We start from the raw sequence: 23672 nt of genomic DNA, 5'->3' as shown, positions 1-23672 counted from the left end.
CGCCTAGCCGGCGGTGGCGGAGCCCGCCGCCGGGTCCAGGCGGTAGCCGCCACCTTCGGTCAGCAGGAGCCGAGCATTGGTCGGGTCCGGCTCGATCTTCTGGCGGAGGCGGTAGATATGCGTCTCCAGCGTGTGGGTCGTCACCGCGCTGTTGTAGCCCCAGACCTCGTTCAGCAGGATCTGCCGCCCGACCGGCTTGCCGCCGGCGCGGTAGAGGTATTTCAGGATCGCGCTCTCCTTCTCGGTGAGGCGGATCTTGCGGTTGCGGGCCTGCTCCATCAGCAGCTTCGCCGAGGGGCGGAAGGTGTAGGGGCCGACCAGGAAGACGGCGTCCTCGCTGTTGTCGAAGACGCGGAGCTGGGCGCGGAGGCGGGCCAGCAGCTCGTTCAGGCGGAAGGGCTTGGCGATGTAGTCGTTGGCGCCGGCATCGAGGCCGCGCACCACATCCGCCTCGGCATCGGCGCCGGTCAGCATGATGACCGGAATCTTCAGCCCCTGGCGGCGGAGGCGGGTGCAAAGCTCGCGGCCATCCCCGTCGGGGAGGCCGATGTCCAGCAAGACGGCGTCGAAGCGGTTGGTGGTGGAGGCGAGCATCTCCTCGGCCTCGCCGGCCGTGGCGGCCTCGGCGGGCTCGAATTCGCCGTCGAGCGAAAGCTGCTCCGCCAGCGTGGCCCGGAGGGCGGCGTCGTCATCCACGATCAGCAGCGGGCGGGGACCAGCCATGCCATCTCCCAAGGAAGGATTTCTTGTCAGTGTAGATTAAACCTAGTCGATGGCGAAGCTGTGGCGCAGTTGTCAAGCCATTGCACGCCGTCAGGTGGGTCGGGGCTGTTATGGAATCAATATTTCGCTCCTCCTATCGTTGAATGCCGTCTCGGCGCCACATTCCTGGGGCGCGATGCGGCTTTCATGGACCTAGACTGACGAACATGCCCCTTCCTGTTGTTTCTGGCGCGCCAGGCGCCGATGCCCCCCACTCCTCGGCGGAGGCGCTGTCGCTGCGGGCGGTGCATCGGGCCGCCTCGGAGCTGCGGCGGGGCACGCCGGTGCTGCTGCGCGCCGGCGAGCAGGCGTTGGTGATCGCCGCGGCGGAGACGGTGGGGGCGGCGGGGCTCGCCGAGCTGGCGGCGCTGGCCAAGGGGCCGGCGGTGCTGCTGCTGGCGCCGAGCCGGGCGGCGGATATCGCGCCCACGCCCGCGCTGCGGCCGGTCCAGGGGGTGGAGGAGGCGGCGATTGCGCTTCGCGCGCCGCCGGCTTTGCTGGACCCGGCGCTGCTGCGGAGCCTGGCGGACCCGACCGTCGACCGGCTGCCGGAGGGGAGCCGGACGGAGCGGGTGCCGGCGCCGCCGGCCTCCGATGCGGCGCTGGCGCTGGCCAAGCTCGGGCGGCTGCTGCCGGCGGTGGTGGCGGCGCCGGCAGGGCCCATGAAGGGTGAGTTGCTGGCGGTGGAGGCGGCGGATGTGCTGGCCTATCCGCTGGAGGCCGCGACCTCGCTGCGGCGGGTGGCGGAGGCGGCGGTGCCGCTCGAGGATGCGCCGGATGCGCGGATCATCGCCTTCCGCGCGGCGGATGGTGGGATCGAGCATCTCGCCATCCTGGTCGGCCGGCCGGAGGAGCAGGCGGTGCCGCTCATCAGGCTGCATTCGGAATGTTTCACCGGGGACCTGCTGGGGTCGCTCCGCTGCGATTGCGGGCCGCAGCTGCGGGGTGCCATCCGGCGGATGGGCGAGGCGGGGGCGGGGGTGCTGCTCTACCTGGCGCAGGAGGGGCGGGGGATCGGGCTGGTCAACAAGCTCCGCGCCTACCGGCTGCAGGATGGCGGGTTGGATACGCTGGATGCCAACCGGGCGCTCGGCTACGGGGCGGATGAGCGGAATTTCATGGTGGCGGCGACCATGCTGCGGCAGCTCGGCATCGAGCGGGTGCGGCTGCTGACCAACAACCCGGAGAAGCTGGCCTCGCTCGGCGCCTGCGGCATCGTGGTGGAAGGGCGGGAGGCGCATGCCTTCGCCCCGAACGGGGTGAATGACCGCTATCTGGAGACCAAGGCGCGGCGCTTCGGGCACTGGCTGGCATGAGCACGGCGGTTGTCGGGCCCGAGGGGGTGTTGCGGCTGGAGGCGGGGGCCTGGCGCTGCGCGCTCGGCAAGGGCGGCATAAGGCGGTACAAGCGCGAGGGGGATGGAGCGACGCCCGTCGGGCTGCTGCCGCTGCGGCGGGTGCTGTACCGGGCGGACCGGGTGGCGGCGCCGCGCTGCCGGGTGGCGGTCGAGCCGATCGCGCCGACGGATGGCTGGTGCGACGACCCGGCGCATGCCGACTACAATCAGCAGGTGCGGCTGCCGCATCCGGCGCGGCATGAGCTGCTGTGGCGGGAGGATGCGCTCTACGACATCATCGGCGTCCTCGGCTGGAACGACGCGCCGGTGGAGCGGGGGCGGGGGAGCGCGATCTTCCTGCATCTCGCCCGGCCCGACCTGGCGCCGACCGAGGGGTGCATCGCCCTGCCCGAGCCGGCCTTGCGGGCGGTGCTGGGGGCGGGGTTGAGCGCGATCCAGGTCATGGACGGATGATGACCGCCTGGACAGCTTCGGACTGATCCTGGCAGTCTTTCCCGCAAGAACATGGGGAGGAATAGGCCATGGCAGGAACGTTCAGTTCCATTATGGCGCGGCCGGTGCCGCTGGTGGCAGGGCTGATGGTGCTCGGGGTGGTTCTGGGCTTCGTCGGGCTGGGCACCCTGGCGGCGGTGAGCTTCATGCTGGCCGGGCTGGTGGTGATGTTCGCCTATGGACGGAATGACCGGCCGCGGGACTGAGGCTCGGTCACCGGCTTCGTCATGGCAGGGCCATCGGGTCCGGGATGCGCGGGTCAGGCCCGCGCATGACGGCGGAGGGCCGGGGCGGGGCTAGCCCCTCGCGCCGAAGATGGCGCTGCCGACCCGGACATGGGTGGCGCCGCAGGCGATCGCTTCCTCGAAGTCGGCGCTCATCCCCATGCTGAGCACGGGCAGGGCGTGGCGGGCGGCGAGCTCCGCCAGATAGAGGAAGTGTGGGCGCGGGTCCTCCGCCGCGGGCGGGATGCACATGAGGCCGCGCACCGGCAGGCCCCATTCCTCGCGGCAGGCACGGATGAAGCCCTCGGCCTCGGCACGCGGGATGCCGGCCTTCTGCGGCTCGTCGCCGGTGTTGACCTGGACCAGGAGGTCGGGGCGGCGGCCCTCCTTCGCCATGGCCTCGGCAAGGGCGACGGCGAGCTTCGGGCGGTCCAGGCTTTCGATGACATCGGCGAGGCGGACGGCGTCGCGGGCCTTGTTGGTCTGCAAGCCGCCGATGATGTGCAGGCGGAGCGCCGGCCAGTCCGGGCGGAGGCCGGGGAATTTGCCCGCGGCCTCCTGCACGCGGTTCTCGCCGAAGACCGCCTGGCCAGCGGCCAGCGCCGCGGCGACTGCCTCGGCCGGGTTGGTCTTGGAGACGGCGACGAGGGTGACGGCGCCGGCCGGGCGGTTGGCGCGGGCGGTGGCCTCGGCGATCCTGGCCTGGATCAGGGCGAGGTTGGCGGCGATGTCGGTCATGCGATGGGGAAGCTAGAGGGCGCGGCGCGGCGGCTCAAGCCATGGGCGGGGCCGCGGCTGGTGCTGGTGAGCGACCCGGTGCGGCTGCCCGACCCGCGGGCGCTGGCGGCGCGGCTGCCGCCCGGGGCAGCGGTGCTCGCGCGGGGGCTGGCGCCGGGGGTGTTGCAGGGGCTCGCCGTCATCCTACGGCGGAGGCGGCTGCGGCTGCTTGTCGGCGGCGATGGGCGGCTGGCGCTCAGGCTCGGGGCGGGACTGCATCTGCCGGACCGGGAGAGGGTGGCGGGGGTGCTGCCCTTCCTGCTGGCGCGGCGGAGCCGAGGGTGTGGGTTGCTGCTGACGGCGGCGGTGCATGGGCGGCGCGGGCTGGCGCGGGCGCGGCGGCTGCGGGTGGATGCGGTGGTGGTGTCGCCGGTCTTCCCGACCCGGAGCCATCCGGGGGCGCGGGGACTCGGGCCGTTGCGCTGGGCAGGGCTGGCACGGCGGGCGGGGCGGCCGGCGATCGCGCTCGGTGGGGTCGGGCCGGGGAATGCCGGGCGGCTGCCACGCTGGGCGGCGGGGCTGGCGGCCATCGATGGTTTCCGGGCTTTGTGACGAAGGGCTTACAACATCCTGTGGCTGGCGAGCCACAGTGTCTCAGCGATGTCGCGGTAACGCTGTGTCGCCCGTTGCCGCCCATTATTGCGCTGGACCATAGTCCGGTGCGGACCCGGTCATGTCCGTCAACCGGCATTGGTCGGGTTTGGGTATGGCACCTGCCAAAGCGGCGCAAGCCGCGGGGGGGCGGGTGGGTCAGACAGGGAACAGCCGGCCAGCCCGGCGACTGAGGAGGTTTAGAATGCGCAAGATACTGCTGGGCACGACCGCGGTGGTCGGCGCGGCGCTCCTGGCACCGGCTGTTGCCGAGGCACAGGAAGCCCCGACCGTCCGCATCGGCGGCTTCTTCCGGGCCTACTACGGCAACACGCAGCAGAGCGGGCGGAACAGCACCGTGCCGTCCGGCCTGGCGACCAACACGTCCGGCGCGACGGCGAACCTGGCGCAGTCGCCTTTCTCCATCGCCGGCACGACAAACCCGACCAACCCGTCCGTTCCGACGACCGAGTCCAATGTCGGCACCGGCACGGGCCAGGTCGCCCGCCTGTCGAAGAACGACTTCAGCACCGATGCCGAGGTCCATGTCTTCGTCAACGGCAAGACGGCGAACGGCCTGTCCTACGGCGCGGTGGTCGAGATCGCCTTCAACCAGCAGGAAGGCCGCAACATCGTCCAGCAGCGTGCCAGCACCGGCAAGACGACGGCGAGCATCGACGAGATGTACGCCTTCATCGCCTCGCCGATGTGGGGCCAGATCCGCTTCGGTGACGAGGACGGTCCGGTCGGCGGCCTGATGAACTCCGGCGTCATCACCAACTTCGGCACCGGCGGCATCTACGGCGACCGCGAGTCCTTCGTGACCCGCCAGGCCAATGTGCGCACGACGACCTCCCCGGGCTCGCTCGGCGACAACACCAAGATCATCTACCTGTCGCCGCAGTTCTTCGGCTTCGACTTCGGCGCATCCTTCGCCTTCAACTACAACGAAGGCGAAGACACGGGCTGCCCCAGCAACCAGTCCAGTGGCTGGTGCGACACCTCCTATGCCTTCACCGGCGCCGCTAACTTCGGCATCGCCGCGGCCGGCCCGAACCAGTCGGTCCGCCGCAACGAGTACCAGGGTGCGGTGCGCTGGCGCGGCAGCCTGGCCGGTGTCGGCCTGTCCGTTACCGGCGGCTATGTCGGCTCGGGCGCAGCGAAGGAGCTCAGCCCGCTCAACGTGCAGCGCTCTGTCTTCCAGCCGCTCGGCGTCTGGCAGGTGGGTGCGCAGGCTTCGGCCTACGGCTTCACGGTCGGTGCGCAGTATGAGCATGGTGCCTCGAACTTCTTCTGGGGCAACCTGCAGAAGGGCGACCGGCCCATGGATCAGTTCTTCGCCGGCGCCAGCTACACGGTCGGGCCGTTCACCGTCGGCGGTAACTACCTGATCCAGACTGTGGAAGGCGCGAGCCGCACCACCTTCGGCTACAACGCTGCCGGCGCGCTGACGGCGACCAACAACGCAGCCGGTGCGGCCATGATGCGCCGCCTCGGCTACGGCATCGGCGCCAACTACCGCCTCGCGCCGGGCCTCGACATCGTGGCCGAGTACAGCAGCTACACGGTGGCGGAGCGTGGCCGCGACCTCGACCCGTCCAACCCGGGCGTGCAGGACCGCAACACCGCGAAGGTGTTCATTCTGGGCACTCGTCTGGCTTTCTGATCCTTCGGGACCAGCGGAATGGGGGCGGCAGGGTAACCTGCCGCCCCTTTTTGTTTCTCAACGCAATTATGCTTGATTGCCCGGGCGGCGCATCTAGTGTGCGCGCATCATGAAACCAGCCCTTCTTGCTTTCGTTGCCGCCCTTCCCCTGCTCGCTGCCTGCGGCGGCGAGAACCAGCGCCTGGTCGGGAATGACGAGTATGGCGACTGGCGCCAAGGCCGGGCGCGGAACCGCCCGCAAGGCGCGAGCGCCGGCATCGTCGTCTTCGGCGTGGACAAGGACCGCGAGGCGCGGGAGGCGGCGGCCAGCGGTGGCGGCAGCGGGCTCAGCGTGAACGCCTATCTGTGGCGGGCGACGCTCGACACCCTCTCCTTCATGCCGCTGGCCTCGGCCGATCCCTTCGGCGGGACGATCATCACCGACTGGTATTCGCCACCTTCGGCCAATGGTGAGCGGTTCCGGGCGCAGGCCTATGTGCTCGGGCGGCAGCTTCGCTCGGATGGGGTGCGGGTGCAGGTGTTCCGGCAGACGCTGGACCATGGGCAGTGGGTGGACAGCCCGGTCTCGGTTTCGACCAACTCCGATCTCGAGGACAAGGTGCTGGCGCGGGCGCGGGAGCTGCGGAGCCAGTCGGCTTCGCGCTAGGCCGCTTCCGTCCATTTACCGATCGCCTGCGCGGCGGCGCGGACGGCGGTGAGGATATTCTGATAGCCGGTGCAGCGGCACAGGTTGGAGGAGAGGACGTGGCGCAGGCGCGCCTCGTCCACCGGCTCTTCCTGTTCCAGCAGCCAGGTGGCGAGCATCAGGAAGCCGGGCGTGCAGAAGCCGCATTGCAGGCCGTGATGCTGCCAGAAGGCGTGCTGCAGCGGGTTGAGGGTGCCGTCCGGCGTGGCGAGGCCCTCGACGGTGCGGATGGTGCGGCCATCGGCCTGGATGGCGAAATGCAGGCAGGCGCGGACGACCTCGCCGTCCAACAGAACCGTGCAGGCGCCGCAGACGCCGTGCTCGCAGCCGAGATGGGTGCCGGTCAGGCCGCAGTCGTCGCGCAGCGCATCGGCCAGCGTGCGGCGGGGCTCGACGGCGATGTCGTGCGGCACCCCGTTCACGGTGAGGCGGATCGGCGTCTTGGTCATCGGGCGTTCCGGATCAGGGCGCGGATGCGGGCGGGGGTCGCAGGCAGTTCCGTGATGTCGACGCCGAAGGGGGCGAGGGCGTCGCTGATCGCATTGGCGATGGCGGCCGGGGCGCCGATGGTGCCGCCCTCGCCGAGGCCCTTGGCGCCGGTCAGCGTCTCGGGGCTTTCGGTTTCCATGTGGATGATCTCGATGGGTGGGATCTCGGCGGCGCTGGGGGGGAGGTAGTCCGCGAGGCTGCCGGTGAGCGGGTTGCCGTCGGGGGCGTAGAGGACTTCCTCCAGCAGGGCGTTGGCGATGCCCTGGGCGACGCCGCCATGGACCTGGCCATCGGCGATCAGCGGGTTCAGCAGGCGGCCGGCATCCTCGACGACGAGGAAGCGCAGGACGCGAACATGGCCGGTCTCGGCATCCACCTCGACTTCCGCGACATGGCAGGCGTTGGAGAAGGTGCCGCCGGGGTCGTATTGCGCCGTCTCGGCGAGGTTGAAGCCGTCGAGGTCGGAGAGCTGCTCGGAGCGCTGGTGGACGCGGCGGGCGATCTCGGTGAGCGGGATGGAGGCCTCGCCGGCCCAGGCGGCGCCGTCGCGGAGGGCGATGCTCTCGGGCTCGGCCTGGAGCAGGCGGGCGGCGGCGCGGCGGAGGCGGGCGGCGAGCTTGTCCGCGGCGAGCTGCGTGGCGCCGCCGGCGATGACGGCGCCACGGCTGGCGAAGCTTCCCCAGCCATAGGGCGTGCGGTCCGTATCGCCATGGATGACGCGGATGCGCGACGGGTCGAGGCCGAGGCGGTCGGCGGCGAGCTGGGCGAGGGCGGTGCGCAGGCCCTGGCCATGGGGGGAGGCGCCGATGCGGACCTCCACCTCGCCGGCGGGGGTCATGGCGATGTCCACCACCTCGTAGCCAGGGACGATGCCCATGCCGCGGGCGGCGAAGGCCGGGGTTCCGTAGCCGGTGCGCTCGTTGAAGACGGCGAGGCCGAGGCCGAGATAGCGGCCCTCGCGGCGGGCGGCCTGCTGGCGGGTGCGGAAGGCGGGGATGTCGGCGGCTTCCACGGCGCGGTCCAGCGCCTCGACATAGGAGGCCTGGTCGAGGGTGAGGCCGGTCGGCGTCACATGCGGGAATTCGGTGACGAGGTTGCGGCGGCGGAGCGCGACCGGGTCGATGCCGAGGGCGGCGGCGGCGCGGTCCATCAGCCGCTCCAGCCCGAAGGTGACGACGGGGCGGGAGACGCCGCGATAGGGCGCGGCGGGGCAGGTGTTCGTCGCAAGCGCCCGGGCGCGGGCGGCGTAGGTGGGGAGGCGGTAGGGGCCGGGGTACTCCGCCAGCGCCATCAGCGGCTCGACGCCGCAGGTGGTCGGGTAGCAGGAGAAGGCGCCGGTATTGGCGAGGATGTCGGCCTCCAGCCCCAGCAGCGTGCCGTCGGCGGCGAAGGCGGCGCGCAGGTGGTGGCGCTGCTCGCGGCTATGGGCGGAGGCGATCAGGTTCTCGTTGCGGTCCTCGACCCAGCAGAAGCTGCCGCGGTGGCGACGGGCGAGCCAGACCAGCAGTGGGTACTCGGGGAAGAGGGCCATCTTCTGGCCGAAGCCGCCGCCCACGTCGGGGGCGACGATTTGGAGGTCGGCCTCGGCCATGCCGAGCAGGGTGGCGATGCCGGTGCGGAGCATATGCGGCATCTGGCAGGAGGCGGTGAGGCGGATGCGGCCCGTGGCGCGGTCATAGGCGGCGAGGCCGGCGCGGGCCTCCATCGGCGTGGCATTCTGGCGGCCGGAGCGGAGGGTGAGCTCGACGATGCGGTCGGCGCGGGCGAAGGCGGCCTCGCAGTCGGGGTGGCGGATGGTGCCGTCCACCACGAGGTTGCCGGGGGCTTCGGCGTGGAGGGTAGGGGTGCCAGGGCGCAGCGCGTCGTCGATGGTGACGACGGGGTCCTCGGGCTCGATGTCGAGGAGGATGGTCTCGGCGATGTCCTCGGCCTCTTCCGGCGTGGCGGCGACGACGGCGGCGACGGGCTGGCCGACGAAGTGGACGCGCTCGCGCGGCAGCACGGGCTGGGCGATGGCGCGGTAGTTGAAGCGGAAGAGCTCGGGGCGGATGGCGCCGACGCCCTCGAGGTCGGCGCCCGTTATCAGCAGGGCGCCGGGGGGGAGGTCGGGGGCCGTGATCGAGAGGATGCGGCCGGCGGCGTAGGGGCTGCGCAGGAAGCGCACGGCGCGGGCGCCGGCAGCAAGGTCGGCGGTGAATGCACCCTCGCCGCGGAGCAGGGCGGGGTCCTCGGTGCGGGGGAGGCGGCGGCCAGTCCAGTTCATGCGGCAAGTGACCCTTCCAGGGCACGGCGGGTCATGGCGCGGACCAAGTCGCGGCGGTAGTCGGCGGGGACCTGGGCGTCCTCGGTCGGCTCGAAGCCTTCGGCCGCCAGGGCAGCGGCGGCGCGGAGGCGCTCGGGCGTCGGCGGGGCGCCGAGGAGGGAGGCGGCGGCCGTCTCGGCCAGGATCGGCGTGCCGGCGACGCCGCCGAGGGCGATGCGGGCCTCCGCCACATGGCCGGCGGGGTCGAGGCGGAGGGCGGTCACCGCCATCGCCAGGGCAAAGTCGCCGGCGCGGCGGTTGAACTCGGCGAAGCCGCAGCGCCAGTCGGGGCCGAGCAGAGGGAGGCTTACCTCGGCCAGCAGCTCATCCGGGGCGAGGGCGGTGGTGAAGACGGACTGGAACCAGTCGGCGGCGGGGACCAGGCGCTCGCCGCCCTCGCGCAGCACCCGCATCTCGGCGCCAAGGGCGAGGGCGATGCAGCACCATTCGGAGGCCGGGTCGGCATGAGCGAGGCTGCCGCAGAAGGTGCCGCGGGTGCGGATCGGGGCGTGGGCGATGTGCTCGGCCGCGCGGGCAAGCAGCGCGCCAGTCGGGCCGGGTGCTACCGGGCGCTCGAAGCGGGCATGGCGGGTGAGCGCGCCGATGCGCAGCCGGCCGCCCTCGGCGCGGCAATGGTCGAGTTCGGCGATGCGGTTGATGTCGATCAGGCTGGCCGGGCGCGACAGGCGGAAGGCCATGGTCGGGACCAGGCTCTGGCCGCCGGCAAGAATTTTCCCCTCCTCACCATGGCGGGCCAGCAGGGCGAGGGCTTCCGCCTGGCTGCGTGGCGCGTGGTAGTCGAAGGGCGGGCATTTCATGCGGGCGAGGGTAGGGGCGGCGGTTCCGGTGGCGCAAGGTCCCTCAGCCGCCGCCGCAGGGGGTGCGGCGGAGGCCGCGTGGGGCGGCGGCTTCCGGGGCATCGGCCAGGGTGAGCAGGCAGGCGCCGTAGAGGGTGGTGAAGCGCCAGTCGGTGCCGCCGCCATGGCCGCGGATGGGGGTGGGCTGCGAGCCGGCGGGCCAGAGGGCCAGCACCGGCGCCGGGCGGCGCTGTGCCGCCTCCTCCAACAGCCTGGCGCGGGCTTCGGGGTCTGGGTCGAAGTCGTCGCCGTCGAAGATGGCGACGGCGAGGCGCGGGCCGCCCGGCGGCAGGCCGGCGAGCAGGCGGCGGAAGTCTTCAAGGCCGGAGGCGAGGTTGTTCGCCCGGCTCGCCTCGCCATGGGCGGCGGGGGCGGTGGCGATCACCGCATCGACCAGGCCGGGATGGGCGCTCGCCGCCATGATCGACTGCCAGCCGCCGCGCGACTGGCCGCCGAGGATGATGCGGCGGTAGCCGGCGGCGCGCACGGCCTGCAAGCCGTCCGTGAGGCGCGGCAGGCTGGTGTAGAGGGCGTCCTCGGCCGGGTTGCGGTCGAAGCGCAGCACGTCCCACCCCGCATCGTTCAGGATGGAGACGAAGCCGGGGGTGGGGGCGGTGCGGTAGTCGCGCTCCGGCCCGCCATAGCCATGCGACCAGATGACGACGCCGCGGGCCGCCTGCGGGCCACGGCGGAGCAGCATCGGCGCCCAGCGGAAGGGGCCGATGCCGCCCTGGGCGAGGGGAATGGAGGGGCCGCCGGCGAGTCCGGCATCGCTGGCGAGGATGCGGCATTCGGCTTGGACCGGGCCGAGCACGCGGCGGCAATTGGCCAGGGCGGCGGCCTGGGCCTGCTCGGGCGTCGGCGCGGCATTGGCGTAGCCCCAGGCGGAGCGGCCGGAGGCCTCGCGCGCCAGGGCAAAGGCGGCATGGCCCATCAGCCCGCGATAGACCAGGGTGAAGTTGCTGACGAGGCCGAGCGAGGGCCCCGGCGTGCCGAGCGCGCTGGCGGAGAAGATGCTGCGGTATTGCGCCTCGATGGGCTCGGCACGCAGCGGGGGCGCGAGGCCGAGCAGCAGGATCAGCAACAGGCGGAAGCGCATCGAGGGTCCATGCGGTGGGGCACCGACTATGTGGCCCCGCCGTCTCGCTGAGGCAACGGTGGCGATGGCGGCACGGACTTCCCTAATAGGTAAGGCCAGCCTATTCCCTGAGTCCGATGAGCATCCGGTCCCCCATGAGCGACGCCAGCACCACCACTTCGCCCGCCGATACCCGCTACGACTTCGCCGCCGCCGAGCCGCGCTGGCAGGCGGAATGGCACCGGCGGCAATGCTTCGCCGTGCCGGACGTGCCGGACGGCAGCCGTCCGAAATACTACGTCCTTGAGATGTTCCCTTACCCCAGCGGCAAGATCCATATGGGGCATGTGCGGAACTACACGCTGGGCGATGTGGTGGCGCGCTACAAGCGGGCGCGCGGGCATCAGGTGATGCACCCAATGGGCTGGGACGCCTTCGGCCTGCCGGCGGAGAATGCGGCGCGGGAGCGCGGCATCCATCCTGGCAAGTGGACCTATGACAATATCGCCAACATGCGCGCGGAGCTGAAGCGCATGGGGCTGTCGCTCGACTGGTCGCGGGAATTCGCCACCTGCGATGTCGAGTATTACGGGCAGCAGCAGGCGCTGTTCCTCGACTTCTGGCAGGCAGGGCTGGTCGAGCGGAAGGAGAGCTGGGTCAACTGGGACCCGGTGGATGGCACCGTGCTCGCCAATGAGCAGGTGATCGACGGGCGGGGCTGGCGGAGCGGGGCGCTGGTCGAGAAGAAGCAGCTCAGCCAGTGGTTCTTCGCCATCACCAAGTTTGCGCCAGAGCTGCTGGAGGCGCTCGGCACGCTGGAGCGCTGGCCGGACCGGGTGAAGACGATGCAGGCCAACTGGATCGGCCGCAGCGAGGGGGCGCGGGTGCGCTTCCGGCTGGCCGAGGCGCAGGCGGGCATCGACGAGGTGGAGGTCTTCACCACGCGGCCGGATACGCTGTTCGGGATGAGCTTCCTGGCCGTCGCGGCGGAGCATCCGCTGGCGGCGGCGGCCGCGGCGCGCGATCCGGCGGCGGCGGAGTTCGTCACCGAGTGCCGGCGGATGGGGACGAGCGAGGCGGCGATCGAGCAGGCGGAGAAGCGCGGCTTCGACACCGGCTTCCGCGTCGCGCATCCCTTCCTCGAGGGTGTCAGCTTCCCGGTCTGGATCGCCAATTTCGTGCTGATGGAATACGGCACGGGCGCGATCTTCGGCTGCCCCGGGCATGACGAGCGGGACTTCGAATTCGCCAGCAAGTACGGGCTGGCGATTAAGCCCGTCGTATTGCCGGCGGGGGCGGATGCGGGGAGCTTCGCGCTCGGGGACGCGGCCTATACGGGCGACGGGACGATCTTCAACTCGGGCTTCCTCGACGGGCTCGACGTGCCGGCGGCGAAGCGGCGGGCGATCGAGGCGCTGGAGGCCAAGGGGCAGGGGACGGGCGTCGTCAACTGGCGCCTGCGCGACTGGGGCGTGTCGCGGCAGCGGTACTGGGGCTGTCCGATCCCGGTGATCCATTGCGAGGCTTGCGGCGTGGTGCCGGTGCCGAAAGCGGACCTGCCGGTGAAGCTGCCGGACGACGTGGATTTCTCGCGGCCGGGGAATCCGCTGGATCATCATCCGACATGGAGGCATGTCGATTGCCCGCAATGCGGCAAGGCGGCGCGGCGGGAGACGGATACCTTCGATACCTTCGTCGACAGCAGCTGGTATTTCGCGCGCTTCTGCTCGCCGCGGGCGGAGGTGCCGGTGGTGCGGGAGGCGGTCGATGGGTGGCTGCCGGTCGACCAGTATATCGGCGGCATTGAGCATGCGATCCTGCACCTGCTCTACAGCCGCTTCTTCACGCGCGGCATGCGGGAGACGGGGCACCTGGCGGTGCGGGAGCCTTTCGCCGGGCTCTTCACCCAGGGGATGGTCACGCATGAGAGCTACAAATCGGCCGATGGGCGGTGGCTCTACCCGGAAGAGGTGGAGTTCTCGCTGGCCGCCGATGGGACGCGGACGGCGCGGCTGAAGGGCGGCAATGCGCCGGTGGTCATCGGGCGCGTCGAGGCGATGTCGAAGTCGAAGCGCAACACCGTCGATCCGGGGGCCATCATCGGCCGCTACGGGGCGGATACGGCGCGGTGGTTCATCCTCAGCGACAACCCGCCCGAGCGGGACATGGAGTGGACCGAGAGCGGCGTGGCGGGGGCCTATCGCTTCACGCAGCGGGTCTATCGGCTGGTGGCGGGCGCGCTGAGCGAGCTGCCGCCGGCGGGGGCTTCGGTGGAGGGCGCCGAAGGTGCGGCGCGGAAGCTGCGGCAGGCGACGCACCGGACCATCGCGGCCGTGACCGAGGCGCTGGAGGGGTTCGCCTTCAACGTCGCGGTGGCGCGCATCCATGAATTCGCCAATGCGGTGGGCGATGCGGGGGCGGTGGATGGCGCGGTGCGGCGCGAGGCGCTGGAGGCGCTGGTGCGGCTCGCCGGGCCGATGATGCCGCATCTGGCGGAGGAGCTCTGGTCGATGCTGCGGCCGGGGGAGGGGGCGATGGTCGCCGATCTCCCATGGCTGGAGGCCGACCCGGCGCTGCTGAAGGCGGAGACGCTGACGCTGGCCGTGCAGGTGCTTGGCAAGCTGCGCGCAACGATCGAGGTGCCGGCCGAGGCCGATGAGGCTATGATCTTCTCCCTGGCCGAGGCGGAGGAGAACGTGCAGCGTTCCATCGCCAGCCGCCCCATCCGGAAGCGCATCCATGTCCCGGGACGTGTCGTCAATTTCGTGGTTTAGGCGCGGGCTGCTCGGGGGGCTGCTTGGCCTCTCGGCTTGCGGATTCCGCCCGCTCTATGGGCCGATCACGGCCGCGGACGGCAGCGAGGCGGAGCTGGAAGCGGAGCTGGCCGCGGTGCGGATCGGGCCGCTCTACGACCGCACGGGGCAGCTTCTGCGCCGGAGCCTGCAGCGGCGGATGGAGGAGAGCGTGCCGGGGACGCCGGCGCGCTACCTGCTGAACGTCAATGTCGATCTGGGGTCCGAGATTCTCGGCTACCGGCGGGATGGGACGCCGACGCGCATCCGCTTCATCCTCAACGGCAGCTGGAACCTCAATACCATCGCCATGCCGCCGCAGCGGATCGCAGCTTCGGGCATACCGTACCGAACCATCGACTCCTTCAACATCCCGGACCTGCAATTCTTCTCGGCCGATACTTCGCGCGATGCGGCGCTGGCGCGGCTGATGGATGACCTCTCCGATGAGGTTTCGCGGCAGGTGGCGATGGCGCTGCGCCGGCAGAAGGAAGTGCAGGCGACGGGCTGATGGCGAAGCTCGATGCGAGGCGGGTGGGGGCTTTCCTCACCGACCCCGGCGGGTGCCGGGTGGTGCTGCTGCATGGCGACGACCCTGGGCTGATCCGCGAGCGGGCCGAGGCGCTGGTGCGGCGCGTGACGGAAGGCGATGCGCTGCGGCTGGTGGAGTTGGGGCGGGAGGCATTGCGCAGCCCGGGGCAGCTCGCCGCCGAGGCTGCCAGCTCGCCGCTGACCGGAGGGCGGTGCCTCGTCCGGGTCCGGGAGATTGGCGACGGAGCGGGGCCGGTGGCGGCGGCCAAGGCGGCGCTGGCGGGGCCGGGGCCGGGGCTCGTCGTGCTGGAAGCGCCGGAGCTCAGGACCAGTAGCGCGCTTTACAAAGCTGTCGAAGGGTCGGCGCAAGGGGCGGTGATCGCCTGCTACCGGGAGCGGGGGGCCGAGCTGGCTGGCTCCATCGGGCAGATCCTGCAGGAGCTGGGTGTCTCGGCCGAGCCGGCGGCCATCGAATGGATGGCGCAGCGACTGGGCGAGGACCGGATGCTGCTGCGCCGGGAGCTGGAGAAGCTGGCGCTTTTCGTCGGGGCCGGCGGGCGGGTGACGCCGGAGGATGTGCTGGCCTGCGTCGCCGAGGGCTCTGCGCTCGACCTGGAGGAGGCGCTGATGGCGGCGATGACCGGGGAGACGGCGGTGGCCGATCGGGCGCTGGCTACGGCCTTCGCCGAAGGGGCGAATGCGGTGCAGGTGGTGCGGGCGGCGCTCAGGCATGTGCAGCGGCTGCACCTGGCCTCGCTCGCCGTGGCGGGTGGCGCGGCGGCGTCGGCGGCTGTGGATGGGCTGCGGCCGCCGGTCTTCTTCCGGCACAAGCCGGCCTTCGAACGGGCGCTGCGGTTGTGGCGGCCGGAGGCGCTGGAGGCGGCGGGAGCGGCGTTGCTTAAGGCCGAGCGACGGACGAAGACGACGGGGATTCCGAGCGAGGTTGTGGCACGGAATGCTGTCACCGGGCTGGCGAGGCAGGCGGCGGCGCGGCGTTGAGGAGGGCTCTGCCCTCCTCAAACTCCTCCCGCCAAAGGCCGAAAGGCTTTTGGAAACCGCTAGCTTAGGCCTGTAAAAGGCGGATCAGGCCGTCCAGCTGGTCGAGGTCGCGGTAGGCGATGGTGACCTGGCCGCCGCGGCCGGTGCTGCGGATGGCGATACGGAGGCCGAGGCGTTCTGATAATTCGCGTTCCAGAGCTGCGACCTCGGGCTCGGCGCGGGCGGGCCGCCCGGCGGGTTCGCGGGGCTTGGCAGCGGCGAGGGCTTCGGCCTGACGGACGTTGAGGCCGCGGTCGACGATCTGCAAGGCGAGGCCGATGGGGTCGGGGGCGGTCAACAGGGCGCGGGCGTGACCTGCCGTGAGCGCGCCGTCGCGCAGCAGCTCCCGCACTCGGTCGGGCAAGGCAAGCAGGCGAAGCGTGTTGGCGACATGGCTGCGGCTCTTGCCGACAGCTTGGCCGAGCTTGTCCTGGGTGAGGCCGAATTCCTCCAGCAGTCGGCGGTAGCCATCGGCCTCCTCAAGGGCGTTGAGGTCCTGGCGTTGCAGGTTCTCGACCAGGCCGGCCGCCATGGCTTCGCGGTCGCCGAGGTCGCGGATGACGACGGGGACTTCGTGCAGGGGGACGAGCTGGGCAGCGCGCCAGCGGCGCTCGCCGCCAATGATCTGGTAGTGGCCCGCCTGGCCAGGCTTCTCGCGGACCAGGATCGGCTGGAGGACGCCATGCTCCCGCATGCTTTCCGCCAGTTCCTGGAGGGCAGCGGGTTCCATGGGGCCGCGGGGCTGGAAGGGGCCGGGCTCCAGCTTTTCGATGGGGAGGGTGCGCAGGGCTTCGCCGATGGCGGGGGCTGGGGCGGGGGCGTCACCGAGGAGAGCGGAGAGGCCGCGGCCGAGGCGGGGGGATTTCATGCGGCAGACCCTTCGCGGCGGCGGAGTTCAGAGGCCAGGGAGGCATAGGCCTGGGCGCCGGGCGAACGGGCGTCGTAGAGGCTGACGGGCAGGCCATGCGAGGGCGCCTCGCTGATTCGAACATTCCGTGGAATCACGGTCTCGAACACCTTGTCCTTGAAGAAACCGCGGACATCCTGGGCCACGAGCTCCGAGAGGTTGTTGCGGCGGTCATACATGGTCAACACGATGCCCTCGAGGGTGAGGGCGGGGTTCAGGGCGCGGCGGACGCGGTCGATGGTCTTGGTGATCTGGCTGACGCCTTCGAGGGCGAAGAATTCCGTCTGCAAGGGCACCAGGACGCCATGGGCGGCGACCAGGGCATTCAACGTCAGCAGGCCCAGGGAAGGCGGACAGTCGAAGAAGATGTAGTCGAAGCCGCCGATGACGTCGGGGGCCGAGGTGAGGATGTGGCGGAGACGGCGCTCCCGGTCGTCGAAGCCGACCAGTTCCACTTCTGCGCCGGCAAGGTCGTTGTCGGCGGGGATGAGGCTGAGATTGGGGACGGGGGTAGGGCGCAGCACGTCGGCGAGGGGCTTGTCCTCGATCATCATCGCATAGGTGCCGGCGCCGCGGGCGGTGCGGTCGATGCCGAGGCCGGTGGAGGCGTTGCCTTGCGGGTCCAGGTCCATCAGCAGGACGCGGCTTTGGGCAGCGAGCGCCGTGGCGAGGTTGATGGCGGTGGTGGTCTTGCCGACGCCACCCTTCTGGTTGGCGAAGGCGATGACGCGCGGCGTGGCGCGGTCAGGCTTGGGCGCTGACAGGGCGAATCTCACTGAGCCGGAGGATGGTGGAATCGGGGTCGGTGCGGCTTCCGAACCGCTCGGTGCGCATAGTCCAGTCCACGGCGGCGGTCGTCAATTCCTCTGTGGCGCTTCGGCCCTTGGGGAACAGGGCCATCCCGTGCGGGGCAAGGAGGCGATGGGCGTATCCGCAGAGGATGGGGAGGGGGGCGAGGGCGCGGGCGGTGAGGATGACGGCGGGGGGCAAGGGGGCGTCTTCGATGCGGGTGGAATGGATCTTCACTTGAGTAAGGCCGAGGAGGCGGGCGCCTTCCTGCAGGAAGGCGCATTTGCGGCGGTCGGATTCGACGAGGTGGGTTTCGCGGCCGGTCAGCAGGGCGAGGACGAGGCCAGGGAAGCCGGCGCCGGAGCCGAGATCGACCAGGGGGCCGGGTGTCTCCGGCAAGAGTGGGGCGAGCTGGGCGGAATCGAGGAAGTGGCGGGTCCAGAGCGTCTCGGGATCGGCCCTGGCGACAAGGTTGATGCGGGTGTTCCAGCGGAGGAGCAGGGCGAGGTAGTCCCGCAGCGGCGCTTCCGTTTCACGTGGAACACTCGGGAGTTCTTGTTTCACGTGAAACGCGCCTCCGCACGCCGGAGATGGACGGCGAGGGCCGCGAGGGCTGCTGGCGTGATGCCGGGGATGCGGCCGGCGCTGCCCAGCGTGGCCGGGCGCGAGGCCGCGAGGCGCTGGCGCATCTCGGCCGAGAGGCCGGGGATGTCGGTGAAGTCCAGGGCAGTGGGGATAGCGAGCTTTTCCTCGCGCTCCAGCATACGGAGTTCGGCTGATTGGCGCTCCAGATAGGGAGCGTACAGGGCCTGAGCATCCAGTTCTGCACGGACCTTGGGAGGCAGCTCGCGGAGCCAAGGAAACACGCGCTCGGCGGCTTCGGCGGAGACGGCGGGAAGGGCCAGGGCCTCCAGAGCGGAGCGCCAGCGGCCGTCCTGATTCACGGCAATGCCAGAGGCGGCGTATTGGGTGGGCGTCCGGCCATCCTGGCGGGCGCGGGCCAGGGCCTCCGCCACATCGGACTTGAAGCGGGCGTGGATGGCGGCACGATCCGACCCGATGCAGCCCCAGGCGAGGCCGCGATCGGTGAGGCGGAGGCCGGCATTGTCGGCGCGCAGGGCCAGGCGGTATTCGGAGCGGGCCGTCAGCATGCGGTAGGGCTCGGTCACGCCTTGTAGCACGAGGTCGTCGATCATGACGCCGGTATAGGCTTCACCGCGGGTGAGGATGCGGTCGGGCGTAGGGCCGGCGGCGCGGCAGGCAGCGTTGAGGCCGGCCATGAGGCCCTGGGCGGCGGCTTCCTCATAGCCGGTCGTGCCGTTGATCTGCCCGGCGAGGAAGAGGCCGGGGGTGGTGCGCAGTTCGAGCGTTGGCAGGAGGGAGCGCGGGTCGACGAAATCGTATTCGATGGCATAACCGGGGCGGAGGATGCGGGCCCGCTCCAGCCCGGGCATGGTGGCGATCAGCGCGGCCTGGACGTCTTCCGGCAGGCTGGTGGAGATGCCGTTGGGGTAGACGGTATCGTCCTCCAAACCCTCGGGTTCGAGGAAGATCTGGTGGCGCTGGCGCTCGGCGAAGCGGACCACCTTGTCCTCGATCGAGGGGCAGTAGCGCGGGCCGGTGCCGGCGATGCGGCCGCCATAGACGGCGCTGCGATGCAGGTTTGCGCGGATCAGCGCATGCGTCTCGGGTGTCGTCGCGGTGATGGCGCAGGCGAGCTGGCGGTTCGTGATGCCTTCGGTCAGCCAGGAGAGGGGCTCGGGCGGGTCGTCGCCGGGCTGTGTTTCCAGCGCCTGCCAGTCGATGGTCCGGCCGTCGAGGCGGGGGGGCGTGCCGGTCTTCAACCGGGCAAGGGGCAGGCCGAGGCGGTCGAGGCTGTCCGCCAATCCGATCGAAGGCGCTTCGCCGGTGCGGCCGGCGGGGATGCGGCGCTCGCCGATATGGATTTCACCACGGAGGAAGGTCCCGGTGGTGATGACCACTGCCGCGGCGCCGATGTGGCGGCCGGTAGCCGTCAGCACGCCGGCAAGGCGGCCGGTGGGGTCGAAGATGAGGTCTTCGGCCGCTTCGGCCAGAAGGTCGAGGTTGGGGGTGGCGCGCAGCAGGGCCTGCATCGCCTGGCGGTACAGGCGGCGGTCGGCCTGGGCGCGGGGGCCACGGACGGCAGGGCCTTTGCTGCGGTTGAGCAGCTTGAAGTGGATGCCGGCGGCGTCGGCGGCGCAGGCCATGAGGCCGTCGAGCGCGTCGATCTCGCGGACCAGATGCCCCTTCCCAATGCCGCCGATGGCCGGGTTGCAGGACATCTCGCCAATGGTGTCGAGCCGGTGGGTCAGCAGCAGGGTCTGGGCGCCGCAGCGGGCGGCGGCGGCCGCGGCCTCGCAGCCGGCATGGCCGCCGCCGATGACCACCACATCGCATGTCGTGTCGAACATGCGGGGCGTATAGCACCAAATCTCAGGCTGGGCCGAAGCCCAAGGCGCGGCGCCAGAGGTTCTCGGTGAAGCGGGTGTCCTCCAGCAAGTCGGCGGGGGCAAGGCCGCTGCGGTTCAGCACGTCGCGGATGCTGGCGAGGGTGGGATCGTCTAGGACCAAGTGGACGCCGGTGGTGATGGCATAGCCCTGGACGCGGCCGAGGCGGGTGGCGACGAGGCTGCCGGGTTCGGCCGCTTCAGCGAGGCCTTCGTCGAGGGCCCAGACTTGGCCGCCGAGCAGCGTGTCCTCCAGCAGCAGGCCGCCATCGGGGTGGGTGTCCTCGACGCGGAAGACCGAAAGCCAGGCATGGCTGAGGGCGTTGAGGACGAGGGCGGCCTCGGTGTTCAGGCGGGCGTGCTGGCGGGCGATGCGGTCGATGGCACGGCTGCGGCCAGGCGGTGCGGCGTAGATGGCGAGGTCGATGGCGTAAGCCAGTTCCTCATCGCCGACCTGGGCGAGCTCCCGGTCGAGTTGCAGGCCCAGGCGGCGGGCCTGGTCGGCGAGCTTGGCCGGTGGGAGGGCGCGGGCGGCCATCTCCAGGAAGCGCTGGCGGGCAGCGGCGTGGCGGGTCCAGGCGGCGCGGAGGTCGTCGTCCATCTTATTTTCCGATGCAGAATTCGCTGAAGACAACGTCCAGCACGGCCTCGACGCCCACACGGCCGGTGATGCGGCCGATGGCGCGGAGGGCAGCGCGCAGGGCTTCGGCGCGGAGTTCGGGGAGAGGGGCGGAGGGCAGGGTGTCGAGCCAGGCGAGGGCGTCCTGCAAGGCGGCACGGTGGCGGGGGCGGGTCAGCAGGGTCTCGCCGGTGGTGCCGGCGCGGGCCAAGGCTTCGGCCTCGAGACGGGCGCGAAGGGCGGGGAGGCCTTCGCCGGTGCGGACGGAGATGGGCAGGCCATCGAGGCCGGGCGCGGCTGCGCCTAGGTCGGATTTGCTGAGGACGATCAGGGCGTCAGGGCGGCGCCAGGCGAGGGTTTCGGCATCCGGTGGCTGGTCTGCGGCGAAGAGGAGGAGGAGGAGGTCCGCTTCCTCGGCACGGCGCCGGGCGCGGCGGATACCCTCGGCCTCGATCTCGTCGGTGGCATCGCGGAGGCCGGCGGTGTCGGCCAGGGTGACGGGGATGCCGGCGAAGTCGACGCGGGCTTCCACCACGTCGCGCGTCGTGCCGGCGCGGGCGGAGACGATGGCGGTGTCGCGGCCGACCAGGGCGTTCAACAAGGAGGATTTGCCGGCATTGGGCGCACCGAGGATGGCGATGTGCAGCCCCTCGCGCAGGCGCTCGCCGCGGCCGCCATCGGCGAGGTGGGTGGCGATCTCGGTACGCAGCGCCGCGGCGGCGGTGGCGACGGCGTCGTCGAGGTCGTGGGGGAGGTCTTCCTCCTCGAACTCGATGAAGGCCTCCTGGCGGGCCAGGAGCGCGGTCAGGCGCTGCGTCCAGCCGCCATAGAGCGTGGCGAGGGCACCGCCGGCCTGGCGAAGGGCCTGGCGACGCTGGCCTGCGGTCTCGGCGGCGATGAGGTCGGCGATGCCTTCGGCGGCAGTCAGGTCCAGCCTGGCGTTGAGGAAGGCGCGGCGGGTGAACTCGCCGGGCTCGGCGGGGCGGGCGCCGAGGGCGACCAGGGCTTCGGCAACGCCGGCGAGGATGGCGGGGCCGCCATGGAGGTGAAGCTCGACGCTGTCCTCGCCGGTATAGCTGGCCGGGCCGGGGAACCAGAGGACAAGCGCCTCATCCAGCAACTCGCCCTGGTGGCGCAGGCGGCGGAGGGAGGCGTGTCGAGGTGGGGGCAGGCGGCCGGCCAGGGCCTCTACCGTGGCGCCGGTGCCGCGGCCGGAGAGGCGGAGCACGGCCACGGCGGCCCGGCCGGGGCCGGAGGCCAGGGCGAAGATGATGTCGTCATGCATTCTTGGGCGGCGGAATGTCCTTCTCCGTCAGCATCAGGCGAGGAACGCGGCCGCCTTCCTGAAGATGAGCGGTGAGGATCTCGTCGATATCCTCGCGGGTTTGCGGGCGGTACCAGATGCCTTCGGGGTAGATGACCATGGCGGGGCCGAATTCGCAGCGGTCGAGGCAGCCGGCCTGGTTGATGCGGACGCCCGCGAGGCCGAGTTCCTTGGCGCGGGCCTTCATGTAGTCGCGCAGCGCATCGCTGCCGCGGGCGGCGCAGGAGCCGCGGCGATGACCATCAGGGCGGCGGTTGTTGCAGACAAAGACATGGGCGCGGAAAAAGGGCGGCGGGTCGGCGATATCGGCCATGGGGAGGGGCGTCCTGAAGCTCGTCCTTCATGTAGCGACGGCGCCCCCTGGCGGCCAGGGCCGTGCTTGACGACGCCCCGGCCGCGGTGTGCCATGCTGCCCCCATGCCGCACCTGACCCTGCATACGCCCCTCGGCGAGATCACCGTCTTCGAGGAGGATGGCGCCATCCTGGCCCTCGACTGGGGCCGGGCCCATGGCATCGACAACCCGCCGCCGACGCCGGTGCTGCGCGAGGCAGCGGCACAGCTGCACGACTACTTCGACGGCAAGCGCGTACTGTTCGACCTGCCGCTGGCGCCGCAGGGCAGCGCCTTCCGCCAGAGCGTCTGGGCGGCGCTGTGCCGCATCCCGCCGGGGCAGACGCGCAGCTATATCGACATCGCGCGGGAGATCGGCTGCGGCTCGCCGCGGGCCATCGGCCAGGCGAATGGTGCCAACCCCATCCCGATCATCATTCCCTGCCACCGTGTCGTCGCGGCGGGCGGTGGAATTGGCGGCTATTCGGGGGAGGGCGGGATCGTGACCAAACGTTTCCTGCTGGCCCTTGAAGCCCGCGGGATTTCGCGCGAGGAAGCGGCAACGCTTCCGCTGTTTCGGACACCCCCTTCACCGACGGCGTCGCAAGGAACCCTCCGATGAACCATGCCATCCGCGTCCACGAGCACGGCGGCCCCGAGAGGCTGATCTGGGAAGAGGTGCCGCTGCCCGACCCGAAGCCGGGCGAGGTGCTGGTCCGCCATCATGCGGTCGGGCTGAACTATATCGACGTCTATTTCCGCACCGGCCTCTACAAGGCGCCGAGCATGCCGGTGACCGTCGGCATGGAAGGCGCCGGCGTGGTCGAGGCGGTGGGCGATGGCGTGACAGAGTTGAAGGTCGGTGACCGCGTGGCCTATGCCGGCGCGCTCGGAGCCTATGCGGAGGCACGCTGCGCTCCGGCGGACCGGCTGGTGAAGATTCCCGACGGGATCGACTTCACTCAGGCAGCGGCGATGATGCTGCAGGGGATGACGGCGCAGTTCCTCGTCAAGCGCACCTATGCGGTGAAGGCGGGCGAGACCATCCTGGTGCATGCGGCGGCCGGCGGCGTCGGCAGCATCCTGGTGCAGTGGGCGAAGCATCTGGGCGCGACCGTGATCGGCGTGGTCTCGACGCCGGAGAAGGCGAAGCTCATCACCTCGCTCGGCGCCGACCATGCGCTGCTGACGAGCGAGGACATCCCGGCGCGGGTGCGCGAGATCACCGGCGGGGCGATGCTGCCCGTCGTTTATGACAGCGTCGGCAAGGACACCTTCACCACCTCGCTCGACTGCCTGCGGCCCTTCGGGCTGATGATCAGCTACGGCAATGCCTCGGGGCCGGTCACGACCGATCTCGGCGTGCTGGCGGCCAAGGGCTCGCTCTACGTCACCCGGCCGACGCTCAACACCTACACCGCCAAGCGCGACGACCTGGTGGCGACGGCGAACGATCTGTTCGAGGTGGTCAAGTCCGGAGGCGTGAAGATCGCCGTCAACCAGACCTTCGCGCTGAAGGATGCCGCCGAAGCACATCGGGCCTTGGAGAGCCGGAAGACGACCGGCAGCACGGTCTTTACGGTTTAGCTTTT

24 protein-coding genes are annotated in these 23672 nt (G+C 71.1%); 11 read left to right on the top strand and 13 right to left on the bottom strand.

Annotated elements, in window-relative coordinates:
* Positions 1-3: 3 nt before the first annotated feature.
* The gene (locus tag EP26_RS05605) at positions 4-723 is read right to left on the bottom strand and encodes a response regulator transcription factor (RefSeq protein ID WP_043336727.1); all 720 of its coding nucleotides are present in this window, start codon (positions 721-723) and stop codon (positions 4-6) included.
* 206 nt (positions 724-929) lie between these two features.
* On the opposite strand from EP26_RS05605, the gene ribA reads away from it, so the two are divergent.
* From ribA to EP26_RS34645, 3 genes are all read left to right on the top strand, one after another.
* Complete coding sequence (gene ribA / locus EP26_RS31690) at positions 930-2078, top strand: GTP cyclohydrolase II (protein WP_052388837.1); 1149 nt, start codon at positions 930-932, stop codon at positions 2076-2078.
* Complete coding sequence (locus tag EP26_RS05595; RefSeq protein ID WP_043336725.1) at positions 2075-2572, top strand: L,D-transpeptidase family protein; 498 nt, start codon at positions 2075-2077, stop codon at positions 2570-2572. Before ribA ends, EP26_RS05595 begins: the two co-directional genes overlap by 4 nt.
* Positions 2573-2640: 68 nt before the next feature.
* On the top strand, positions 2641-2817 hold the full coding sequence (locus EP26_RS34645) for a hypothetical protein (protein WP_157033415.1): 177 nt from the start codon (positions 2641-2643) through the stop codon (positions 2815-2817).
* 90 nt (positions 2818-2907) lie between these two features.
* Here the strand turns inward: EP26_RS34645 and EP26_RS05590 are convergent, their stop codons facing one another.
* Entirely contained in the window at positions 2908-3573 is a 666-nt protein-coding gene (locus EP26_RS05590) for a YggS family pyridoxal phosphate-dependent enzyme (protein WP_043336723.1), read from the bottom strand.
* A gap of 3 nt (positions 3574-3576) precedes the next feature.
* Here EP26_RS05590 and EP26_RS05585 point away from each other — a divergent pair, with 3 nt between their 5' ends.
* The 3 genes from EP26_RS05585 to EP26_RS05575 all read left to right on the top strand — a co-directional run bounded on the left by EP26_RS05585 (position 3577) and on the right by EP26_RS05575 (position 6515).
* Positions 3577-4164 carry a thiamine phosphate synthase gene (locus EP26_RS05585; protein ID WP_043336721.1) on the top strand — a complete coding sequence of 196 codons (588 nt, stop codon included), beginning with the start codon at positions 3577-3579 and terminating at the stop codon, positions 4162-4164.
* 121 nt (positions 4165-4285) lie between these two features.
* Positions 4286-5869 carry a porin gene (locus EP26_RS05580; RefSeq protein ID WP_084112343.1) on the top strand — a complete coding sequence of 528 codons (1584 nt, stop codon included), beginning with the start codon at positions 4286-4288 and terminating at the stop codon, positions 5867-5869.
* A gap of 109 nt (positions 5870-5978) precedes the next feature.
* Positions 5979-6515, top strand: coding sequence for a DUF3576 domain-containing protein (locus EP26_RS05575; RefSeq protein ID WP_043336717.1), 537 nt, complete (start codon positions 5979-5981; stop codon positions 6513-6515).
* On the opposite strand, the gene EP26_RS05570 is transcribed toward EP26_RS05575, so the two are convergent.
* Genes EP26_RS05570 through EP26_RS36175 form a run of 4 tightly spaced genes read right to left on the bottom strand, consistent with a single transcriptional unit; the run spans position 6512 to position 11301 of the window.
* Entirely contained in the window at positions 6512-7003 is a 492-nt protein-coding gene (locus EP26_RS05570) for a (2Fe-2S)-binding protein (protein WP_043336715.1), read from the bottom strand. The genes EP26_RS05575 and EP26_RS05570 overlap by 4 nt on opposite strands.
* Positions 7000-9306, bottom strand: coding sequence for a xanthine dehydrogenase family protein molybdopterin-binding subunit (locus tag EP26_RS05565; protein WP_043336711.1), 2307 nt, complete (start codon positions 9304-9306; stop codon positions 7000-7002). Before EP26_RS05565 ends, EP26_RS05570 begins: the two co-directional genes overlap by 4 nt.
* The gene (locus EP26_RS05560; RefSeq protein WP_043336710.1) at positions 9303-10163 is read right to left on the bottom strand and encodes an FAD binding domain-containing protein; all 861 of its coding nucleotides are present in this window, start codon (positions 10161-10163) and stop codon (positions 9303-9305) included. Before EP26_RS05560 ends, EP26_RS05565 begins: the two co-directional genes overlap by 4 nt.
* A 43-nt stretch (positions 10164-10206) precedes the next feature.
* A complete protein-coding gene (locus EP26_RS36175) occupies positions 10207-11301 on the bottom strand; it encodes an alpha/beta hydrolase (protein ID WP_052388836.1) in 1095 nt (364 codons plus the stop codon).
* A gap of 134 nt (positions 11302-11435) precedes the next feature.
* Here EP26_RS36175 and leuS point away from each other — a divergent pair, with 134 nt between their 5' ends.
* From leuS to holA, 3 genes are read left to right on the top strand one after another with little or no spacing between them, the layout of a single operon-like run.
* On the top strand, positions 11436-14054 hold the full coding sequence (gene leuS, locus EP26_RS05550) for a leucine--tRNA ligase (protein ID WP_043336709.1): 2619 nt from the start codon (positions 11436-11438) through the stop codon (positions 14052-14054).
* Entirely contained in the window at positions 14020-14583 is a 564-nt protein-coding gene (lptE, locus tag EP26_RS31680) for an LPS assembly lipoprotein LptE (RefSeq protein WP_052388835.1), read from the top strand. Before leuS ends, lptE begins: the two co-directional genes overlap by 35 nt.
* Positions 14583-15602, top strand: a complete 1020-nt coding sequence (holA, locus tag EP26_RS05540; protein WP_043336708.1) for a DNA polymerase III subunit delta — start codon at positions 14583-14585, stop codon at positions 15600-15602. Before lptE ends, holA begins: the two co-directional genes overlap by 1 nt.
* A 64-nt stretch (positions 15603-15666) precedes the next feature.
* Here holA and EP26_RS05535 read toward each other — a convergent pair whose 3' ends face one another.
* From EP26_RS05535 to EP26_RS05505, 7 genes are read right to left on the bottom strand one after another with little or no spacing between them, the layout of a single operon-like run.
* Positions 15667-16509 carry a ParB/RepB/Spo0J family partition protein gene (locus EP26_RS05535; RefSeq protein ID WP_043336707.1) on the bottom strand — a complete coding sequence of 281 codons (843 nt, stop codon included), beginning with the start codon at positions 16507-16509 and terminating at the stop codon, positions 15667-15669.
* Positions 16506-17324: a ParA family protein gene (locus EP26_RS05530; protein ID WP_245624300.1), complete on the bottom strand. Its 819-nt coding sequence runs from the start codon at positions 17322-17324 to the stop codon at positions 16506-16508. The genes EP26_RS05535 and EP26_RS05530 overlap by 4 nt, the downstream gene beginning before the upstream one ends.
* Complete coding sequence (gene rsmG, locus EP26_RS05525; RefSeq protein WP_043336706.1) at positions 17293-17901, bottom strand: 16S rRNA (guanine(527)-N(7))-methyltransferase RsmG; 609 nt, start codon at positions 17899-17901, stop codon at positions 17293-17295. Before rsmG ends, EP26_RS05530 begins: the two co-directional genes overlap by 32 nt.
* On the bottom strand, positions 17898-19769 hold the full coding sequence (gene mnmG, locus EP26_RS05520; protein WP_043336704.1) for a tRNA uridine-5-carboxymethylaminomethyl(34) synthesis enzyme MnmG: 1872 nt from the start codon (positions 19767-19769) through the stop codon (positions 17898-17900). Before mnmG ends, rsmG begins: the two co-directional genes overlap by 4 nt.
* Before the next feature lie 22 nt (positions 19770-19791).
* Positions 19792-20406, bottom strand: coding sequence for a hypothetical protein (locus EP26_RS05515; protein ID WP_043336701.1), 615 nt, complete (start codon positions 20404-20406; stop codon positions 19792-19794).
* Between the two features lies 1 nt (position 20407).
* On the bottom strand, positions 20408-21709 hold the full coding sequence (gene mnmE / locus EP26_RS05510) for a tRNA uridine-5-carboxymethylaminomethyl(34) synthesis GTPase MnmE (protein ID WP_043336699.1): 1302 nt from the start codon (positions 21707-21709) through the stop codon (positions 20408-20410).
* Entirely contained in the window at positions 21702-22061 is a 360-nt protein-coding gene (locus EP26_RS05505) for a (2Fe-2S) ferredoxin domain-containing protein (RefSeq protein ID WP_043336697.1), read from the bottom strand. Before EP26_RS05505 ends, mnmE begins: the two co-directional genes overlap by 8 nt.
* Before the next feature lie 104 nt (positions 22062-22165).
* On the opposite strand from EP26_RS05505, the gene EP26_RS05500 reads away from it, so the two are divergent.
* Both EP26_RS05500 and EP26_RS05495 read left to right on the top strand, forming a co-directional pair.
* Positions 22166-22702, top strand: a complete 537-nt coding sequence (locus EP26_RS05500; protein WP_052388834.1) for a methylated-DNA--[protein]-cysteine S-methyltransferase — start codon at positions 22166-22168, stop codon at positions 22700-22702.
* On the top strand, positions 22699-23667 hold the full coding sequence (locus EP26_RS05495) for a quinone oxidoreductase family protein (RefSeq protein ID WP_043336696.1): 969 nt from the start codon (positions 22699-22701) through the stop codon (positions 23665-23667). Before EP26_RS05500 ends, EP26_RS05495 begins: the two co-directional genes overlap by 4 nt.
* Positions 23668-23672: the final 5 nt, after the last annotated feature.

Source organism: Belnapia moabensis DSM 16746 (assembly GCF_000745835.1).
GTDB classification, from domain to species: domain Bacteria; phylum Pseudomonadota; class Alphaproteobacteria; order Acetobacterales; family Acetobacteraceae; genus Belnapia; species Belnapia moabensis.
The sequence above is the reverse complement of the archived record's forward strand: the minus strand, read 5'-3'. Positions and strand labels throughout refer to the sequence as shown.

Bases quoted from the DNA above. Each gene is read 5' to 3' on its own strand.
- EP26_RS05590 (WP_043336723.1), bottom strand. From the start codon at position 3,573: ATGACCGACATCGCCGCCAACCTCGCCCTGATCCAGGCCAGGATCGCC.
- holA (WP_043336708.1), top strand. From the start codon at position 14,583: ATGGCGAAGCTCGATGCGAGGCGGGTGGGGGCTTTCCTCACCGACCCC.
- EP26_RS05565 (WP_043336711.1), bottom strand. From the start codon at position 9,306: ATGAACTGGACTGGCCGCCGCCTCCCCCGCACCGAGGACCCCGCCCTG.
- ribA (WP_052388837.1), top strand. From the start codon at position 930: ATGCCCCTTCCTGTTGTTTCTGGCGCGCCAGGCGCCGATGCCCCCCAC.
- EP26_RS05585 (WP_043336721.1), top strand. From the start codon at position 3,577: ATGGGGAAGCTAGAGGGCGCGGCGCGGCGGCTCAAGCCATGGGCGGGG.
- EP26_RS05575 (WP_043336717.1), top strand. From the start codon at position 5,979: ATGAAACCAGCCCTTCTTGCTTTCGTTGCCGCCCTTCCCCTGCTCGCT.
- EP26_RS34645 (WP_157033415.1), top strand. From the start codon at position 2,641: ATGGCAGGAACGTTCAGTTCCATTATGGCGCGGCCGGTGCCGCTGGTG.
- lptE (WP_052388835.1), top strand. From the start codon at position 14,020: ATGTCCCGGGACGTGTCGTCAATTTCGTGGTTTAGGCGCGGGCTGCTC.
- EP26_RS05515 (WP_043336701.1), bottom strand. From the start codon at position 20,406: ATGGACGACGACCTCCGCGCCGCCTGGACCCGCCACGCCGCTGCCCGC.
- leuS (WP_043336709.1), top strand. From the start codon at position 11,436: ATGAGCGACGCCAGCACCACCACTTCGCCCGCCGATACCCGCTACGAC.
- mnmG (WP_043336704.1), bottom strand. From the start codon at position 19,769: ATGTTCGACACGACATGCGATGTGGTGGTCATCGGCGGCGGCCATGCC.
- EP26_RS05560 (WP_043336710.1), bottom strand. From the start codon at position 10,163: ATGAAATGCCCGCCCTTCGACTACCACGCGCCACGCAGCCAGGCGGAA.
- EP26_RS05500 (WP_052388834.1), top strand. From the start codon at position 22,166: ATGCCGCACCTGACCCTGCATACGCCCCTCGGCGAGATCACCGTCTTC.
- EP26_RS05505 (WP_043336697.1), bottom strand. From the start codon at position 22,061: ATGGCCGATATCGCCGACCCGCCGCCCTTTTTCCGCGCCCATGTCTTT.
- EP26_RS05605 (WP_043336727.1), bottom strand. From the start codon at position 723: ATGGCTGGTCCCCGCCCGCTGCTGATCGTGGATGACGACGCCGCCCTC.
- EP26_RS05495 (WP_043336696.1), top strand. From the start codon at position 22,699: ATGAACCATGCCATCCGCGTCCACGAGCACGGCGGCCCCGAGAGGCTG.
- mnmE (WP_043336699.1), bottom strand. From the start codon at position 21,709: ATGCATGACGACATCATCTTCGCCCTGGCCTCCGGCCCCGGCCGGGCC.
- EP26_RS05570 (WP_043336715.1), bottom strand. From the start codon at position 7,003: ATGACCAAGACGCCGATCCGCCTCACCGTGAACGGGGTGCCGCACGAC.
- EP26_RS05535 (WP_043336707.1), bottom strand. From the start codon at position 16,509: ATGAAATCCCCCCGCCTCGGCCGCGGCCTCTCCGCTCTCCTCGGTGAC.
- EP26_RS05595 (WP_043336725.1), top strand. From the start codon at position 2,075: ATGAGCACGGCGGTTGTCGGGCCCGAGGGGGTGTTGCGGCTGGAGGCG.
- EP26_RS36175 (WP_052388836.1), bottom strand. From the start codon at position 11,301: ATGCGCTTCCGCCTGTTGCTGATCCTGCTGCTCGGCCTCGCGCCCCCG.
- EP26_RS05580 (WP_084112343.1), top strand. From the start codon at position 4,286: ATGTCCGTCAACCGGCATTGGTCGGGTTTGGGTATGGCACCTGCCAAA.